The organism is Pedobacter sp. GW822-FHT03F06 (genome assembly GCF_058801365.1).
Genome location: NZ_JBXANE010000002.1, coordinates 258,379 through 275,669 on the forward strand (window position 1 = coordinate 258,379; position 17,291 = coordinate 275,669).

Annotated in this window: 17 protein-coding genes; 16 read left to right on the forward strand and 1 reads right to left on the reverse strand. The window is 38.0% G+C overall.

All coding sequences use genetic code 11. From position 1 onward, the window contains the following. Nucleotides 1-171 precede the first annotated feature (171 nt). The 14 genes from AC1RJ8_RS03680 (at nt 172) to AC1RJ8_RS03745 (ending at nt 13,065) form a co-directional block, all read left to right on the forward strand. Nucleotides 172-1,182 (forward strand): NADH-quinone oxidoreductase subunit G, encoded by a 1,011-nt coding sequence (locus AC1RJ8_RS03680; RefSeq protein ID WP_029274750.1) that lies wholly within the window; start codon nt 172-174, stop codon nt 1,180-1,182. Next, nucleotides 1,182-2,219, forward strand: a complete 1,038-nt coding sequence (gene nuoH, locus AC1RJ8_RS03685) for an NADH-quinone oxidoreductase subunit NuoH (RefSeq protein ID WP_057931421.1) — start codon at nt 1,182-1,184, stop codon at nt 2,217-2,219. The genes AC1RJ8_RS03680 and nuoH overlap by 1 nt, the downstream gene beginning before the upstream one ends. Nucleotides 2,220-2,221: 2 nt before the next feature. Then, nucleotides 2,222-2,725 (forward strand): NuoI/complex I 23 kDa subunit family protein, encoded by a 504-nt coding sequence (locus AC1RJ8_RS03690; RefSeq protein WP_025146332.1) that lies wholly within the window; start codon nt 2,222-2,224, stop codon nt 2,723-2,725. 128 nt (nt 2,726-2,853) lie between these two features. Then, a complete protein-coding gene (locus tag AC1RJ8_RS03695) occupies nt 2,854-3,357 on the forward strand; it encodes an NADH-quinone oxidoreductase subunit J family protein (protein ID WP_029274747.1) in 504 nt (167 codons plus the stop codon). Continuing rightward, nucleotides 3,357-3,686: an NADH-quinone oxidoreductase subunit NuoK gene (gene nuoK, locus AC1RJ8_RS03700; protein ID WP_029274746.1), complete on the forward strand. Its 330-nt coding sequence runs from the start codon at nt 3,357-3,359 to the stop codon at nt 3,684-3,686. The genes AC1RJ8_RS03695 and nuoK overlap by 1 nt, the downstream gene beginning before the upstream one ends. A 13-nt stretch (nt 3,687-3,699) precedes the next feature. Beyond that, nucleotides 3,700-5,601 (forward strand): NADH-quinone oxidoreductase subunit L, encoded by a 1,902-nt coding sequence (gene nuoL, locus AC1RJ8_RS03705; protein WP_492952571.1) that lies wholly within the window; start codon nt 3,700-3,702, stop codon nt 5,599-5,601. Between the two features lie 20 nt (nt 5,602-5,621). Then, nucleotides 5,622-7,085: a complex I subunit 4 family protein gene (locus tag AC1RJ8_RS03710; RefSeq protein WP_492952572.1), complete on the forward strand. Its 1,464-nt coding sequence runs from the start codon at nt 5,622-5,624 to the stop codon at nt 7,083-7,085. A gap of 3 nt (nt 7,086-7,088) precedes the next feature. Continuing rightward, complete coding sequence (locus tag AC1RJ8_RS03715) at nt 7,089-8,459, forward strand: NADH-quinone oxidoreductase subunit N (RefSeq protein ID WP_492952573.1); 1,371 nt, start codon at nt 7,089-7,091, stop codon at nt 8,457-8,459. 47 nt (nt 8,460-8,506) lie between these two features. Next, the gene (locus tag AC1RJ8_RS03720) at nt 8,507-9,166 is read left to right on the forward strand and encodes a DedA family protein (RefSeq protein WP_086548880.1); all 660 of its coding nucleotides are present in this window, start codon (nt 8,507-8,509) and stop codon (nt 9,164-9,166) included. Nucleotides 9,167-9,168: 2 nt separating this feature from the next. Beyond that, nucleotides 9,169-9,720 carry an inorganic diphosphatase gene (locus tag AC1RJ8_RS03725; protein WP_025146339.1) on the forward strand — a complete coding sequence of 184 codons (552 nt, stop codon included), beginning with the start codon at nt 9,169-9,171 and terminating at the stop codon, nt 9,718-9,720. After that, complete coding sequence (locus AC1RJ8_RS03730) at nt 9,720-11,144, forward strand: hemolysin family protein (RefSeq protein WP_426327292.1); 1,425 nt, start codon at nt 9,720-9,722, stop codon at nt 11,142-11,144. Before AC1RJ8_RS03725 ends, AC1RJ8_RS03730 begins: the two co-directional genes overlap by 1 nt. A gap of 8 nt (nt 11,145-11,152) precedes the next feature. Further along, nucleotides 11,153-11,857, forward strand: a complete 705-nt coding sequence (locus AC1RJ8_RS03735; protein WP_492952574.1) for a 16S rRNA (uracil(1498)-N(3))-methyltransferase — start codon at nt 11,153-11,155, stop codon at nt 11,855-11,857. A gap of 86 nt (nt 11,858-11,943) precedes the next feature. After that, nucleotides 11,944-12,561: a DUF4159 domain-containing protein gene (locus tag AC1RJ8_RS03740; protein WP_492952867.1), complete on the forward strand. Its 618-nt coding sequence runs from the start codon at nt 11,944-11,946 to the stop codon at nt 12,559-12,561. A 3-nt stretch (nt 12,562-12,564) separates the two neighbouring features. Then, a complete protein-coding gene (locus AC1RJ8_RS03745) occupies nt 12,565-13,065 on the forward strand; it encodes an acyl-CoA carboxylase biotin carboxyl carrier protein subunit (RefSeq protein WP_492952575.1) in 501 nt (166 codons plus the stop codon). A 210-nt stretch (nt 13,066-13,275) separates the two neighbouring features. Here the strand turns inward: AC1RJ8_RS03745 and AC1RJ8_RS03750 are convergent, their stop codons facing one another. After that, the gene (locus AC1RJ8_RS03750; RefSeq protein ID WP_492952576.1) at nt 13,276-14,961 is read right to left on the reverse strand and encodes an SUMF1/EgtB/PvdO family nonheme iron enzyme; all 1,686 of its coding nucleotides are present in this window, start codon (nt 14,959-14,961) and stop codon (nt 13,276-13,278) included. 639 nt (nt 14,962-15,600) lie between these two features. Here AC1RJ8_RS03750 and porV point away from each other — a divergent pair. Both porV and ispF read left to right on the forward strand, forming a co-directional pair. Then, on the forward strand, nt 15,601-16,788 hold the full coding sequence (gene porV, locus AC1RJ8_RS03755) for a type IX secretion system outer membrane channel protein PorV (RefSeq protein WP_492952577.1): 1,188 nt from the start codon (nt 15,601-15,603) through the stop codon (nt 16,786-16,788). Between the two features lie 22 nt (nt 16,789-16,810). Further along, nucleotides 16,811-17,290, forward strand: a complete 480-nt coding sequence (gene ispF / locus AC1RJ8_RS03760) for a 2-C-methyl-D-erythritol 2,4-cyclodiphosphate synthase (RefSeq protein WP_057931412.1) — start codon at nt 16,811-16,813, stop codon at nt 17,288-17,290. Nucleotide 17,291 lies beyond the last annotated feature (1 nt).

Genomic DNA, 17,291 nt, shown 5'->3' on the forward strand with positions numbered 1-17,291 from the left:
CGACATTAGAAAAACAACTTGAAAGGCGCCTCGATTCGTGTCCCCACGAAACGAAAGCAAAAATAATACAATTGGTTCATGGAGGCATAAACCAAGACGTTAGAAAAAAAGATTGCTTCGTACCTCGCAATGACGGTAGAAGTAGAAAAAATAAAAAGAATATCATTAACCATGAGTGAAAAAGTTAAGGTTACGATAGATGGAATAACAGTAGAGGTTGATAACGGAACAACCATTCTGAATGCTGCAAGACAGATCGGAGGGGATATTGTTCCGCCAGCAATGTGCTATTATTCTAAATTACAAGGCAGTGGCGGTAAATGCCGTACCTGTATTGTAAAAGTGACTAAAGGTTCGGAGAAAGATCCTCGCCCAATGCCTAAGTTGGTGGCTTCTTGCCGCACAACCGTAATGGATGGGATGGAAGTGCTTAACATTACTTCACCAGAAGTTTTGGAAGCACGTGCAGGTGTTGTAGAGATTTTATTGATTAACCACCCTTTAGATTGCCCTGTTTGCGATCAGGCAGGGGAATGTGATCTTCAGAACTTAGGTTATGAGCACGGTTTGCAAAAAACACGTTATGAGTTTGAGCGTCGTACCTTTGAGCGTATTGATATAGGTGATAAGATCCAGTTGCACATGAACCGCTGTATTTTGTGCTACCGTTGTGTTTTTACCGCTGATCAGATTACAAATAAACGTGTTCATGGTATCTTAAACCGTGGTGATCATTCCGAAATTTCTACTTACATCACCCAGGCTGTTGATAACGATTTCTCAGGAAACGTAATCGATGTTTGCCCTGTAGGTGCTTTAACTGATAAAACTTTCCGTTTTAAAAACCGTGTTTGGTTTACCAAACCAGTTGATGCACACCGCGATTGCGATCACGAAAAATGCAACGGTAAAGTAACCCTTTGGTATAAAGGAGCAGATGTTTTACGTGTTACGGCTCGTAAAGATCAGTTTGGAGAAGTAGAAGAATTTATTTGCAACACTTGTCGCTTCGATAAAAAAGCAACTGCTGATTGGGTAATTGAACACCCAACGCACATTGATGATACTTCGGTAATTGCATCTAACCACTACGAAACATTAAAACCTTTGCATGTTATTCAGCCAAATGAGGCATTACAAGCTGCAAATGAAATTGAATTACATAAAACAGTTAAATACTAATGGATAGCGCTTTTGTTATAGAAAAATTTATCCTGGTAGCTGTAATTTTCGGCATCAGTTTAGTTATTGCCATGTATTCTACTTATGCAGAACGTAAGGTTGCTGCATATTTACAAGATCGTTTAGGTCCGGATAGAGCTGGCCCTTTTGGTATTTTACAACCATTGGCCGATGGTGTTAAAATGTTTATGAAAGAGGAAATTATTCCTACATCATCAAACAGATTTTTATTTATCGCTGGCCCTGGTTTGGCTTTGCTTTGTGCCTGTATTGGTACTGCAGTTATTCCATGGGGTAGCCCTGTTTTAATTGCGGGCAAAACTATTCCTTTACAGGTTTCAGATATCAATGTTGGTGTTTTATACATTTTCGGAGTCGTTTCTTTAGGTGTTTATGGTGTAATGATTGGTGGATGGGCCTCAAACAACAAATACTCTTTGTTAAGTGCTATCCGCGCAGCTTCGCAAAACATCAGTTATGAAATTGCAATGGGATTATCGATCATCGCTTTGCTTTTAATGACGAATACCTTAAGCTTAAAAGAAATCGTTGATCAGCAACATGGCTGGAGATGGAATGTTTTATATCAGCCGCTAGGGTTTCTAATCTTTATGGTTTGTTCATTTGCAGAAACCAACCGTGCGCCATTCGATTTGCCTGAATGTGAAACTGAATTGATAGGTGGGTACCATACCGAGTATTCTTCAATGAAATTAGGTTTTTACCTATTTGCAGAGTACATCAATATGTTCGTATCATCGGCAGTAATGGCAGCTTTATATTGGGGCGGTTACAATTACCCTGGTATGGATTCTATGGCGGTGTGGCTAGGCCCAACCTGGGCACCACTTTTTGGTACAGCAGTTTTCTTTGGTAAAATATGTGCTTTCATCTTTTTCTTCATGTGGGTACGTTGGACAATCCCTCGTTTCCGCTACGATCAATTGATGAATTTAGGTTGGAAAGGTTTAATACCTTTGGCTATTGCCAATATTATAATAACAGGTGTTGTGATTGCGATTATTGAGAAGTTTTAATTATGGAATCATTAAGTAATAAGAAAAAAGTACTGGAACAAAAGCCATTGAGCTTTATGGAACGGATGTACCTGCCAGCAATTGCTAAAGGTATGGGCATTACCATCAGTCACTTATTTAAAAAAGAGGCTACTATAAGATATCCTGAAGTAGAGCGCGAATTCTCTACCAACTTTAGGGGGATGCACTCGCTAAAACGCGATGAGAATGGTAAAGAACGTTGTACCGCCTGCGGTTTATGCGCTTTATCTTGTCCGGCTGAAGCCATTACCATGATTGCCGCTGAACGCAAACCTGAGGAGAAAGATTTATACCGCGAAGAAAAATATGCAGCAACTTACGAAATCAATATGTTGCGTTGTATTTTTTGTGGCTTATGTGAAGAAGCTTGTCCAAAAGAAGCAATTTACTTAGATGGACCGATTGTACCTGCTGATTATTTACGTAAAGATTTCATTTACGGAAAAGATAAATTGGTAGAGGCACCATTGGAAATGAAAAAATAAAATGATGGTTCGTGTCTTCACGAACCATGCTAAATAATCTTAAGCCTCGTTTCGTGTCTTCACGAAACGAAATATAAATAATGGTTTGTAGAGATACAAACCATGGAACATAAATAAACAATTAATTAATGAGTACACAAGTATTCTATTTCGTAGCCACATTAAGTATCATCTTTTCGCTGATGGTGATTTTTGCAAAAAATCCGATCCACAGTGTATTGTACTTAATCCTTACCTTTTTTACCTTCACTGTACACTATGTGTTATTAAACGCACAGTTTTTAGCGGTGGTAAACTTTATCGTTTACATGGGCGCCATCATGGTATTGTTCCTTTTTGTACTGATGCTGCTTAACCTGAACAAAGAAACCGAACCGAGTAAATCGCCACTGATCAAAATCGTAGGTGTAATTGCAGGTGGTTGTTTGGTTGTAACCTTAATCGGTTCTTTAAAATCGGCAAGTATTACCAGTCCATTGATTTTGAAAAATCCAGGATTAGGATTGGTAGAAAATCTAGGTAAGGAGCTTTTTGGCCCTTTCTTATTACCATTCGAATTGTCATCTCTATTACTATTGGCAGCAATGGTTGGAGCCGTTTTATTATCTAAAAGAGATGAGGTAGAAGCATAATGGAAAATTTATTCACACAAGCAGCAGGCGTTCCGCTAAACCACTACATCTATTTAAGTGCCATTATTTTTTCTATAGGCGTAATCGGTGTACTTACGCGCAGAAATGCCATTGTAATTTTTATGTCGGTTGAGCTGATGCTAAATGCGGTTAATTTACTTTTAACAGCATTCTCGGTTCATAACAATGACCCATCAGGGCAGGTTTTTGTATTTTTCATTATGGCTTTGGCAGCTGCAGAGGTTGCAGTAGGCCTTGCAATTATTGTAATGGTTTACAGAAATACGAAATCAGTAGATATTAATGTTTTAAATCGCCTTAAGTGGTAAATATATAATAAGAATGACAATAGAACAATTGATTTGGTTGGTTCCGTTACTTCCTTTTTTAGGGTTTGTAATTAATGGGCTAGGCAGAAACTCTTTATCTAAAGGACTTGTTGGTATCATCGGAAGCGGGGTAATCTTCGCCTCCTTTATCATCAGCGTAGTTATTTTCTTTAGTTTACAAGGCGACACACAAAAATCTCACGAAGTATTTTTATTCGATTGGATCAGCGCAGGTGCTTTACACATTCCGTTATCTTTTCTAGTTGATCCTTTAAGCTCAATCATGCTTTTGATTATCACTGGGATTGGTTTCCTGATCCATTTATATTCAACCAGCTATATGCACGGTGATGCAGGATTCGGTAAGTTTTTCTCTTATCTGAATTTGTTTGTATTCTTTATGCTTTTGTTAGTATTGGGCTCAAATTACATCGTGATGTTTATCGGTTGGGAAGGCGTAGGTTTATGCTCTTACCTGTTAATCGGTTTCTGGTATACAAACAGTGCTTATGCCTCAGCAGCTAAAAAAGCTTTCGTAATGAATCGAATCGGCGATTTAGGTTTTTTGTTAGGTGTATTCTTAATCTTCACCACTTTTGGTAGTGTAGAATTTGCTAAAGTTTTCCCTCAGGCGGCTAATATGTTGCCAGGTAATGATACGCTGGTTTTAATTACCATCTTGTTGTTTATCGGTGCCTGCGGTAAATCGGCCCAGCTGCCCTTGTTTACGTGGTTACCAGATGCAATGGCCGGACCAACACCAGTTTCAGCTTTGATCCACGCAGCAACCATGGTTACAGCGGGTATTTATATGATTGCACGTTCGAGCATATTGTTCGATCTTGCTCCGCTTACACAGCATATCATTGCCATTGTTGGAGCGGCTACCGCTTTAGTTGCAGCAATTATAGCTTTAACACAGACTGATATTAAGAAGGTATTGGCTTATTCAACCGTATCTCAACTGGGATATATGTTTTTAGGTCTAGGCGTTGGCGCTTATACAGGTTCGTTTTTCCACGTATTAACCCACGCATTCTTCAAAGCACTATTATTCTTGGGTGCAGGCTCGGTTATTCATGCTATGCACCATGAGCAGGATATGCGCCACATGGGCGGATTGAAAGGAAAACTTAAAACTACTTTTGCCACCATGATGATCGGTACCATTGCTATTGCAGGTTTACCACCATTCTCTGGTTTCTTCTCAAAAGACGAAATTTTGGCCCATGCTTTCCAGGCTAGTCCAATACTTTGGGGAGTTGGGGTTTTAACCGCATTCTTAACGGCATTCTATATGTTCAGGATGATGTTCCTGACTTTCTCAGGTAAATACCGTGGTACACACCATGCAGAAAGCCATATCCACGAATCGCCAACAGCGATGACTTTACCGTTAATCATTTTAGCGATTCTTGCTGCAATTGGTGGAGCAATCAATCTTCCGCACGTTTTTGGTGGAAACGAATGGCTGGCACATTGGTTAGCTGGAGCAGGTGTTGCACAACATGAATTAGATTTAAGCCATGCTACAGAATATACTTTAATGGGCGTTTCGGTAGCCGCCGCGGTAATTGCTTTATTATATGCTTATACCCGATATGTAAAAGGAGCACACGTTCCGGTTGCTGATGAAGCGCCGCGTTCGGCACTGGCAAAATTATCCTATAATAAATTCTACCTCGATGAAATTTATGATTTCCTGATCACTAAACCATTAGATGCACTTTCGAAATTCTTTTATAGGATTATCGATAACAAATTTATCGATGGAATTGTGAACGGACTGGGATGGAGCACTAACGAAGCCAGTAAAGGTATTCGTTTGCTACAAAGTGGAAACGTAGGTTTCTATATATTTATGATGGTATTTGGTATCATCGCATTACTTGCATATACATTTTATTACATATAAAAAGGGTTCAAAATTAAATAATGGAACAACTTTTACTACTTATATTTCTTCCGCTTGTAGGTGCAATTATTACTGCATTTGCTGGTAAGTCGGCTAAAATAGTTTCGACCGTATTTTCGGTTGTTTCTTTGGTTTTGGCTTTGGTTATCGCCGGTAATTTCATTCCAAATGCAAGTACCCAGTTTGAGGTTAATTTGCCATGGATTGCAGATTTAGGCATCAATTTCCACGCAGGTATCGATGGCATTAGCATGCTTGTGGTATTGCTAACCAATTTATTGGTGCCAATTATAATTTTATCGAGCTATAACCACGAGTATAAAAATCCAGCTGCATTTTATGCTTTGATTTTGTTTATGCAGTGCGGCCTGTTATTGGTATTTACTGCATTAGATGCATTTTTGTTCTATATCGGATGGGAAGCAGCACTAATTCCAATCTACTTTATCTGCGCCATCTGGGGAGGAAAAGACCGCATCCGTATCAACATGAAATTTTTCGTGTATACCATCGCAGGTTCATTATTTATGTTGATGGGTATTATTTACTTATATCTTCAAAACCCGGCACACAATTTTGATATTCAAGCCTTTTATGCTTTAAACTTAGATAGCGCACAACAGGGATGGATCTTCTGGGCTTTCTTTATTGCTTTTGCCATTAAGATGCCAATTTTTCCTTTCCATACCTGGCAGCCTGATACGTATACGGCGGCACCTACACAAGGAACCATGCTGTTATCAGGCATTATGTTAAAAATGGGTATTTATGGTGTAATTAGGTGGTTATTGCCAATTGTTCCGGCAGGCGTTCACGATTGGGGGCAGGTAGCTATTATTTTATCAATTATTGGTATTGTTTACGCCTCGCTGATTGCTTTTACACAGAAAGATGCTAAACGTTTAGTGGCTTATTCATCCATTGCTCACGTTGGATTAATATCAGCAGGTATCTTTGCGTTCAACCAGCAAGGTATGCAAGGTGCGATGGTACAGATGTTGAGCCATGGTATTAACGTAGTGGGTTTATTTTTTGTTTTGGATATTATCTTCTCTCGTGTTAAAACCAATAAAATTGAAGAGTTGGGCGGAATTGCTAAAGTAGCACCACAGTTGGCGCTTACTTTTCTGATCATTGTTTTGGGTACGGTAGCTTTGCCGGGGACAAACGGATTTATAGGTGAGTTTTTACTGCTAATGGGCGTTTACAACTACAGCATTTGGGCTGCAGCTATTGCAGGATTAACCATTATCTTTGGTGCAGTTTACATGTTACGTATGTATCAGAATGTAATGCTGGGCGAAACAAACAGTTTAACCATCACTTTCACCGATATTAAAGGAACTGAAAAATTGGTTCTTTATACCATATGTGCACTGATTATTGTTTTGGGTGTTTATCCGAAACCAATCTTACACTTAACAGAGGCATCTGTACAACATTTATTAGAGCAGGTAAATCAAAAATTAAACACAGTAAATTAAGCAATGAATATTATTATAACCATTAGTATAACAGCTTTTATAGTGCTTTATGCAGGTTTGTTTAAGGCAAATAAAGCATTACTACCACTTACCGTTGTTGGCTTACTTACTGCACTAGGATTTACTTTCTGCGCATGGAACGGCAATGCTGTTCATTTTGGGATGATGCAGACAGATAACTTCGCCCTGGCATTTTCCGGGATCTGTATTCTCGGTACACTTTTAATTTTTTTATTAACACAGAATTATTTCCACGCTAAAAGCGATAACATAGCCGAATATTATACCCTAATTCTTTTTGCACTTGCCGGAATGATCATGATGGTATCATATAAAAATATGGCCATGTTATTTGTAGGCTTAGAAATCATGTCGGTGAGTTTATACATTTTGGCCGGTATCCGTAAAAAGGATTTTGCCTCTAATGAAGCTTCGTTAAAGTATTTTCTAATGGGGGCTTTCTCAACAGGCTTTCTATTATTTGGTATCACGTTAATTTATGGTGCTACGGGGTCATTCGATTTGGATAAAATACAAGCTTATCTGGTAAATAGTCAGGCAATTTCTCCAATATTCTATCCAGGCGTTATCCTGATGATGATTGGATTAAGCTTTAAGGTTGGTGCGGCTCCTTTTCACTTCTGGACGCCAGATGTATACGAAGGCGCTCCGTCTTTAATCACCACTTTTATGAGTACCGTGGTTAAAACTGCAGGTTTTGCAGCTTTCTTAAGATTGTTTGCTGGTGCACTTGCGCCACTTCACGATTTTTGGGTTGCACCACTTATGGTGATTGTTTGTTTAACCTTATTTATCGGAAACGTTACTGCGCTGTTCCAGAAGAACTTCAAACGCATGCTGGCATACTCTAGTATTTCGCATGCGGGTTACCTGTTGTTTTCGCTTATTGTGTTAACCAAAAACTCTGGAAACAACGTATTGGTTTATGCAGCAGCTTATACTTTCGCATCAATTATCGCTTTCGCGGTATTAATTTTGGTAAAACAAAAAACAGGTAGCGATAGCTTTGAAAGTTTTAATGGTTTAGCTAAACGTAATCCAATGGTAGCATTATGTTTAACTGTAGCAATGCTTTCATTAGCGGGTATTCCTTTAACAGCTGGTTTTATTGGGAAATATTTAATGTTCCTGAATGTAATGACCGAATATAAAACCTTACTTGTTGCATTTGCGATTTTGAATGCACTGGTTGGTTTCTATTATTATTTTAGGGTAATTGTAGCCATGTGGTTTAAAGATGGCGCAGAAACGGAGCTTTCAGCCCCAGCGCAGTATAAGGTTGTACTATTGGTTTCTGTAGCAATAACATTAGTGCTAGGTATTTATCCTGCAATTATTTTAAACCTGATATAGGTATGCTGTTGTTTGATAATTATTTGTAGTTTTACGAATAATTGAATATGCACGATTTTTGGAATAACCTGCATCAGCTACTTGATCCCGAGAAATTATTGAGGGAGGGTGGTTTCTATCTAGTCGTATTCGTTATCTATGCAGAAACAGGCCTGTTTTTTGGTTTTTTTCTTCCTGGTGATTATTTGTTGTTTTTAGCCGGAATGTTTGTTGCAACCGGAAAGCTCGATGTGAACATTGCGGTGCTTTTAGCTGGTTTATGTATTGCAGCAATTTCTGGTAATTTTACAGGTTATTGGTTCGGACGTAAAACTGGTCCTGTATTGTATACCAGAAAAGACAGTTTCTTTTTTAAAAAGCGATATTTAAAAGCGGCAGAAGATTATTATCATAAACAAGGTGCCTTTGCATTGATTATGGGCAGATTTGTACCAATTGTTAGAACTTTTGCACCGATTTTTGCGGGGGTTGTAAAACTGGACTTTAAAAAATTTGCTTTATATAATGTTGTGGGTGGGGTACTTTGGATCTGTTCCTTAACTTTGCTTGGTTATTTTTTGGGCAAAAGATTTGAAAAAGAAATAAACGATTATTTATTATATATTATTATTGGCTTTATCCTTATTACAACTATACCATTATTAATTACCTTTGTAAAAAGTAAAGTAGTGAGTGGCCCTGAAGAGGATAAAACAGATTTAAATTAAAAATGGCAAAAGACGATCATCACGCGTGGCATAGCGTATCTCCTGGACACAATGTTCCAGAAATTGTAAACGCAATTATTGAAATTCCAAAAGGATCAAAAGCAAAATACGAAATAGATAAAGAATCAGGTCTGATCAAGTTAGACAGGGTTCTTTTTTCATCAGTAATGTACCCGGCAAACTATGGCTTTATTCCGCAAACTTATTGCGATGATAAAGATCCATTAGATATTCTGGTGCTTTGCTCGGTAGATGTTTATCCAATGACATTGATCGAAGCGAAAGTTGTAGGTGTAATGCACATGGTAGATAACGGAGAGCAGGATGATAAAATTATCGCGGTTGCTGCTCACGATATGTCGGTAAACTACATCAACGATTTAGACGAATTGCCTCCACACCAAATGAAAGAGATTGTTCGTTTCTTTCAGGATTATAAAGCATTAGAAGATAAAAATGTAACGATCGAACATTTACTTGGTGTTCGTTATGCGCATAAAGTAATTAAAGAAAGCATAGAACTTTATAACACAACATTTAGAGAATTGGCTTAATGGATTTACCCACGGTATGTTTGTTTTTAAATTTTGAGCTAAGTGCAATCCTGCCCACAAACGTAGTTTTGGTTGCTTTACAAGAACCCGATACCACTTCTGTAGGCTGGCGATTATTCTTTGCATTATTTTTGGTGTTACTAAACGGATTTTTTGTTGCAGCAGAGTTTGCAATTGTTAAAGTCCGGGCATCACAGATTGAAATTAAAGCAAAAACAGGCAGTCGTGTTGGCAAAATGGCCAAAGGGATTATCCATAATCTTGATGGATATCTGGCCGCCACACAGCTAGGTATAACGCTTGCATCACTTGGCTTAGGTTGGGTAGGTGAAGGCGTTATGCATACTATTTTCAAAAACCTTTTCGATAGCTTGCAATGGGGTTTTAGCGATGCTTTTATCCATTCGGCTTCAACTGTAGTCGCGTTTTCAGTGATCACCATTATGCATATTGTATTTGGTGAGTTGGCTCCGAAATCATTTGCAATCCAACGGCCGGTAGCAACAACCTTATTCGTTTCTGTTCCATTACAGCTATTTTATGTGGTATTTAAGCCATTCATCTGGACATTAAACAGTCTGGCCGCTATTATTTTAAAGCCATTTGGAATTGATACCTCCGGAGGGCACGAATCACTTCACAGTACGGAAGAACTTCAGTATTTATTAGACCAGGGTAAAGAAAGCGGCGCATTGGATAATAATGAACATGAACTGATTAAAAACGTATTTGATTTTAATGAGCGGGTGGTGAAGAATATCATGGTACCCCGCACCAAGATTTCGGGTATTGAATTAACTTCTCCAAAAGAAGAAGTGATTGATACGATTATTAAAGAAGGATATTCCCGTTTGCCTGTTTACGATGATATTATGGATAAAATTGTAGGGATTATCCATGCAAAAGATATTTTACCATTGGTTGCAGCGGGTAATCAGCATTGGACATTAAACGATATCATCAGAAAACCATATTTCGTTACAGAAACCAAAAAAATTAACGATCTGATGAGCGAATTGCAAAGTAACCGCATACAGATCGCTATTGTATTAGATGAGTTTGGCGGTACAGCGGGTATGGTTACCTTAGAAGATATTGTTGAAGAGCTTGTTGGGGAAATCCAGGATGAATACGATGAGGAAAAACCACTGGTAGAAAAAGTTTCTGACAATGAGTTTATCGTAAATGCATTCGCTACTGTATATGATGTAAATGAACATCTGCCTCACGATTTACCAGAGGATGAAGATTTCGATACCATTGGCGGATTGGTTTCTCATGTTTTTGAACGTATCCCTGAGGTAGGCGAAAGCAACGAATCATACGGTTACCTGTTTACCATTCTTAAAAAGACCGAACAGAATATCGAAACAATCAAGTTAGAACTGGTGATCAATAAAGCAGATATGGTTGATAATCATTAATTTCAACTATGCATATTTTTTATACACCAGATATAACCCAGCATACTTATACGCTTAACGAAGAAGAGAGCAAACATTGCGTTAGGGTACTTCGCCTTACTATAGGCTCTATCGTTAACCTGGTTGATGGGAAAGGTGGTTTTTACACTGCTGAAATCACTTCTGATAATCCGAAAAAAGTCTCCTTATCCATTTTAAAAGTAGAAACGGAGTTTCATAAAAGAAATCATTACCTGCATATCGCTGTTGCGCCAACTAAAAATATCGACCGCATCGAATGGTTTTTAGAAAAAGCAACAGAGTTGGGTATTGATGAAATTACACCGATTATTACCGATCGATCGGAGCGAAGGGTTGTTAAAGAAGATCGGCTCAACAAAGTGATTACTTCTGCCGTAAAACAATCCATTAAAGCTTATCATCCCAAATTGAACGATGCTATTTCTTTTGAAACTTTTTTAAAAGAACCATTTAACGGTGATAAACTAATAGCACATTGTATTGATAACGGAGAGAAACAATACATATCCAAACTAGTAAATCCACATCAAAAATACTTGATCCTTATTGGTCCTGAAGGAGATTTCACACCTGATGAAGTTAATTTAGCTTTGAACAAAGGCTTTAAAGCATTAACTTTAGGTGATAACAGATTGCGCACGGAAACGGCTGCTTTATCTGTTTGTTTTGAAATCAATTACCTTAACCGATAATCAATTTGAAATTTTCAGTTTTCAGTTTTCAGTTTTCTAGGTTTCAGCTTTGGTCTTTCAGCTTTGGCCTTTTAGCTTTTAGCTTTATGTTTTTTGCTTTTATTCCACCAACCTACCGCATGGCCAAATTAAAGTATAACGGCGGTGGCGATTGGTATGCAGACAGGACCGCTTTGCCCAATTTAATTGCCTACTGTAATGCCAATTTGAAGACCAATTTTTACGCAGAAGAAAGCATTGTTGAAGTAGGCTCGAAAGAAATATTCAATTATCCATTTGTTTATATGACTGGCCACGGAAACGTAGTTTTTAACGATCAGGAAGTTAAAAACTTAAGGCAGTACCTTACAGGTGGAGGTTTTCTTCATATAGACGATAATTATGGATTGGATAAATTTATCCGCCCGCAGATGAAAAAGGTATTTCCAGAACTGAGTTTTGTAGAACTGCCCGCTAACCATACGATTTATAATCAGAAATTTAAGTTTCCCGGAGGTTTGCCAAAAATCCACGAGCACGATAATAAAAGACCTCAGGGATTTGCATTGATATATAAAGGCAGAGTAGTGTGCTATTATACCTTTGAATGCGATTTGGGAAATGGTTGGGAAGATTTCGGTACTTATCCTGAAGACACACAAGAAACGAGGACTAAGGCGCTTAAAATGGGTGCAAATTTGGTTCAGTATGCTTTAACCCAATAACAAATGTATAAAGTAAAAGTAAACGATCAGTTTTTATTCGAGGTTGAAAAGAAGGAGTCATCTTTTTTGGTAAACGGAGCACCTATTCAGTTCGATCTGAGTTCAATTGGGAATAATAGTACGCATGTTTTATACCAGAATAAATCTTTTAATACAGAGCTAATTGAGCTTAACAAAGCAGATAAAACCTGTAAAATAAAGGTTAACGGTAATATTTATCAGATTAGCATAGAAGATCAGTTTGATGTTTTGTTAAAACAGCTGGGCCTGGATAATTTAGCCGCTAATAAAGTTTCAGAAATTAAAGCGCCGATGCCCGGTTTGGTGCTAAAGGTTTTGGCTGAAGAGAACGCTGAGGTAAAGAAAGGTGATAACCTATTGGTGCTGGAGGCTATGAAGATGGAAAATATCCTGAAATCATCAACCGATGGTGTGATCAAGAAAGTTTTGATTAAGCAGGGCGATAAAGTAGAGAAGAATCAGATTTTGATTCAGTTTAAATAATTTTTGCCTCTGAGGTACGTCATTTCGAGCGGAGTGAAACGAAGTCGAGAACCACGTAGTGCTCAGCGAAGCTAAATCTGTTTAGATAGATCTCTCCATTCCACTGCGTTTCAGTCGAGATGACGAATTTCGGTTGAATTATTCAAGTTAGATATACCAAAATATAACTGTAAAAAAAAAGTCCCGATTTAATGTCGGGACTTTCCTCTTTTATTTACCTCTACTTACCCTGTAAGGTTTTTGAGGAGGGTTTTTAAAATTTCTTTTTCCTGCGGTACTAATTTCTGGTGCGCCAAGCATAGTCATGGCACAACGGAAACCAACTTCTGCTGATGATTCATCTTGTTGCATAAAGCGGCGTGTTGCGGGGTTTAACCAGTAAGCCATATCATTCCAGGAACCACCTTTATAAACTCTGGATTTATCGTTAACCAGTGTAACACCTTCTTCGTTTAATAAGGTGTTTTGTCTATCACGGTAACCTCTCTGATCGGCCTGATAACTGGTTGATGCTACTGGAGATTGTGGATCAGTCGATTTTGAAATCGAATCAGAACGTTTTGCCTGTGCCTGTTTTTCTGCCCAGGTTTGTTTTCTTCCAGCGTAAGCATTTTCCTTAATCGGATTACCATATTTATCTAATGCAATTTTCCCGCTTTGTGAATCTTCCAGTTTTTTATTGGTAAAGTAGTTACCACGATATGGGTTAAATGCATCTGCATCGGTAAATGTCCCCGTTCTGTACACATCATTAACCCATTCATTCACGTTGCCTGCCATATTATATAGGCCGAAATCGTTCGGTGTATATTGAATAACCGGGACAGTTAAATCTCCTTTATCATTTAATGAACCGCCAACACCCATATAATCACCAGGTGCTCTTTTAAAGTTGGCCTGAATCATACCTCTGGTTTTCTTTTTGGCCGAACTCACACCTAAACCATTCCAAGGGTAGATTTTATTCTGATTGATGTTTTCGTATTCCGTATTGCCAATTAAACCTAAAGCAGCATATTCCCATTCTGCTTCTGTTGGTAAACGATAAGGCTGCATAATTACACCATCTTCTAGTGTTGCAGTTCTTCGTGGCTGATTGTTTTTGCCTCCAGCTGCCGGGGCTGCTGTTCCTCCCGCAGTTGATGTAGCTGCACCTGATTTTGTATTGTAGTCGACTGGAGCATTCTTCCCCTTATCATCATACTGGCCATTTAAATATGCATCAGTATTAAAAGGTTTGTCTGGTTTTGGTGTTGCCGCTGCTGTAGTAGCTGCCTTGCCTTTTCCATTACCAGCTAAAGTTTTATAATCAGTTAAAATTCCTTTTTCGCGTAGAATAAATTCGTTAGCTCTCGAAGTTCTCCATTCGCAATAACGTGATGCCTGCTCCCATGAAACACCTACAACAGGGTAGTCGCGATAAGCAGGGTGCCTTAAATAGTTATCCACATAAGGTTCGTTATAAGATAATGCGCGGCGCCACACTAAAGTGTCAGGAAGCTCATTGTAATAAAATTCGCGATCTTCAGGATAGTTGTATCTGATCCAGTGTAAGTATTCTAACCAATCGGTATTCGATACTTCAGTTTCATCCATGTAAAAAGATGGAACAGTAACCTGTCTTTTATAATTGTAAATATTTGGTTCAACACCTGCAACCTCGATGGCGCTACCACCCACAACTAAAACTCCACCTTCAATTGGAATTAAACCGGGCCCCGGAGCTCTCTTGTATTGAGTAGCTACAGCAAATGCACCAGATTGGTTGTTTTTGCTTTTCCTATCGGCATAAGGAATACCTGTTTTGCTAGAACTGTTCCCTCCTTTTGAGCTACAGCTCGTAAGTAGGGCAGCTAATGACAAACAAGTAAAAGAATATAGTAATAGTTTTTTCATATAGTTCGTTGGGAATATCGTCCCTATAGGGATTCAACCGATAAAATTAAACAATTTTAAATGAATATATAAATAATGTGGTAATAAAATATCGATTATATTTTTGAGTGATAACGTATTATTTTATATCGTATTGTGTCTACTTACTTTTTCAGTTAAATTTAGGTTAAATAATTATAAATAAGCAAGATAAAAAAGAAAGGGAGATGATTGAGAAGTAGTGTTAGTAAGCCATTAGCCCAATAGGCGAAATTACTTTTGTTACGGTTCAGGTCATCTCAATATTAATTTTTTATGTTTTTAGTGACTACTTAAATACGCATATATAAAAAAGAGTATTGTTATAGTTTATAGAGATTGCAATAATTTAACCATATTTGATTTAAAGATTATTAAGTTGACAGATCGAACATAATTTTTTATAGAAAAAAGAAAACAGCTCAATTATGATGCTAAATGGTTATTAGTTATGTGTTTACATTTTTTGCAGTCACACCCGTATGTAAAAATCGTAGGTTTAATTAGTAAATAATCATAGAATTCGTAATTTGGTGAAATATAAGTTTTGGTTTTACGTTACAGAATATATTCTCCAGTTATTGCTAAATACCAAAATCTAAAATTACGTACCTTTAAAGGATGAATTTCAAGTACATCAGTAAACTTGCTTTTTCTGCACTCTCAATGGCCTTGGTGTTTGGTAAAACAAATGCTCAGGTAACCATAGGCAATACCCAAACAAATGGTAGCGAGGCAAACAATATTGTAACAGCAGTTCCATTTCTGCTGATAACACCCGATGCCCGTGCCGGTGCAATGGGCGATGCTGGCGTAGCCGTTGCAGGTGATGTAAATTCAGCCAGCATTAATGCCTCTAAACTTGCATTTTTAGATAAACCTTACGGATTTTCTGTTTCTTATAGCCCATGGTTAAAAAGCCTGGTGCCTGATATTAATCTTGCTTATTTAAGTGGTTTTTATAAATTGGATGATCGTAATACCATTGGTGCCTCATTAAGGTACTTTTCTTTAGGCTCTATTCAGCTTACCGACATCAACCAACAAGACCTGGGAATTTCCAATCCGAATGAACTGGCGTTCGATGTTTCTTTCGCCCGTAATTTTGGTAAAGAGTTTTCATTGGGAGCTTCATTAAGATATATTTATTCAAATTTAGTTTCCGGTCAGTTTGCATCCTCAGGGCAAGTGCACAGCGGAAATGCGATAGCAGTTGATGTTTCCGGATTGTATAAAACGAGTACAACGGTATTTGGTAAACAGGCTGTTCTTTCTGCTGGTGCTAATATTTCCAACATCGGAACAAAAATGAGCTATTCTGATGGTGGGGAGAACTTCTTTTTACCTGCCAATTTTAAACTAGGGGGGGCGTCTACTTTCACGATGGACGATTTTAGCACTTTAACATTTGCACTCGATTTTAATAAATTGTTGGTGCCTACACAACCGATATACGATTCGAACAATAACATCGTAAGTGGAAAAGATCCAAACCGATCCGTTCCTGCGGGGATTTTTGGTTCGTTTAGTGATGCACCTGGTGGTTTTAGCGAAGAACTGAAAGAAGTTGGAATTTCTACAGGATTGGAATACTGGTATAACCAACAGTTTGCTGTTAGAGCCGGTTACAACTACCAAAGCCCCATGAAAGGCGATAGCCGCTATTTTACCTTAGGAGTTGGGTTAAAGTACAACGTTTTTAATATCGATTTCTCTTATTTAATTGCAAATGCACAAACTAGTCCGCTTGCAAATACCTTACGTTTTGGTCTATTGTTTAACTTTGGCGAGAATAAAAGCAAAAGATAAAAAAGACTAAAGCAAAATATAGATGAAAATTAGAGTAGGTTTCGGATTCGATGTACATCAGTTAAAAGATCAACATCCTTTTGTTGTTGGTGGGGTTACATTAGATCATCATAAAGGTGCTTTTGGGCATTCGGATGCTGATGTTTTGCTTCATGCCATCTGTGATGCACTTTTAGGTGCAGCCAACCTTCGCGATATTGGTTTCCATTTTAAGAATACAGATGATAGGTGGAAAGGCATCAGTAGCCTGATCTTATTAAAAGAAACGGTTAAATTGCTGGCCGAAAAAGGATGGCAAATTGGCAATATAGATGCAATGCTTTGTTTAGAGGCACCAAAGATTAATCCTCATATTCCTGCCATGCAGCAAAATATTGCTGAAGCCATTGGAATTTCTACCGAAGATATTTCGATAAAAGCCACTACCAATGAGCAAATGGGATTTATCGGCAGGGAAGAAGGTGTTGTTTCTTATGCTGTTTGCCTGATAGAAAAACCTTAAT